The sequence below is a fragment of the Pseudoxanthomonas broegbernensis genome, assembly GCF_014202435.1.
GTDB classification, from domain to species: Bacteria; Pseudomonadota; Gammaproteobacteria; order Xanthomonadales; family Xanthomonadaceae; genus Pseudoxanthomonas; species Pseudoxanthomonas broegbernensis.
The window spans coordinates 1-1,039 of sequence record NZ_JACHGU010000031.1; the positions used below are offsets into that span (position 1 = coordinate 1).

A 1,039-nucleotide genomic window follows, 5' to 3' on the forward strand; every position below is an offset into this window, starting at 1 on the left:
GACATGGCCGCCTACCGCGAGAAGCTGGGCCAGTTCGTGTACCGCACCAGCCTGATGATGAAGCCGGTGTACGACCGCGCGCGCGCCGACCGCAAGCGCGTGGCCTATGCCGAGGGCGAGGAGGAGGTGGTGCTGCGCGCGGTGCAGACGGTGATCGACGAGGGCGTGGCGTTCCCGGTGCTGATCGGCCGTCCGGAGGTGATCGAGTCCCGGATCAAGCGCCTGGGCCTGCGGATGCAGGCCGGCACGGATTTCGAGATCACCAACCAGGACGACGACCCGCGCTTCAACGACTACTGGCAGCACTACCATGCGCTGACCGAGCGGCGCGGGGTCACCGTGTCGGCGGCCAAGAACCTGATGCGCTCGCGCCCCACCCTGATCGGCGCGGTGATGGTGGCGCGCGGCGAGGCCGACGCGCTGCTGACCGGCGTGGTGGGGCGGTTCCACAAGAAGCTGGGCTACGTGCGCAGCGTGATCGGCCTGGACCCGGGCGTGCAGTCCACCTCGGCGATGACCGGGGTGATCAATTCCCAGGGCGTGTGGTTCTTCCTGGACACGCACGTGCAGGACGACCCCACCGCCGAGCAGGTCGCCGAGGCGGCCCTGCAGGCTTCCTACCGGCTGAAGCTGTTCGGCATCGAGCCGCGCATCGCGCTGCTGTCGCACTCCAACTTCGGCAGCCACGAGACGCCGGGGGCGCTGAAGATGCGCCGGGTGCGCGAGCTGCTGCTCAAGCGCGTGCCCAAGCTGAACATGGACGGCGAGATGCAGGGCGACACGGCCTGGGACGAGGTCTTGCGGCAGAAGATCATGCCCAACGGCACCCTGAAGGGCCGGGCCAACCTGTTCGTGCTGCCCAACCTGGACGCGGCCAACATCGCCTACAACATGGTGCGGGTGATGACCGACGGGGTGGCGATCGGCCCGATCCTGATGGGCATCGGCAAGCCGGTGCACATCCTCACCACCAGCGCCAGCCCGCGCCGCATCCTCAACATGACCGCCATCGCCGCCGTCGACGCGCAGATCCGGCAGC

At 68.8% G+C, this 1,039-nt stretch carries 1 protein-coding gene; it reads left to right on the forward strand.

Features of this window, described 5'->3' with window-relative positions; all coding sequences use genetic code 11:
- Window positions 1–1,039 (forward strand): phosphate acyltransferase (locus HNR76_RS15275; RefSeq protein ID WP_281383404.1); only part of this gene is annotated, 1,039 nt, incomplete at both ends.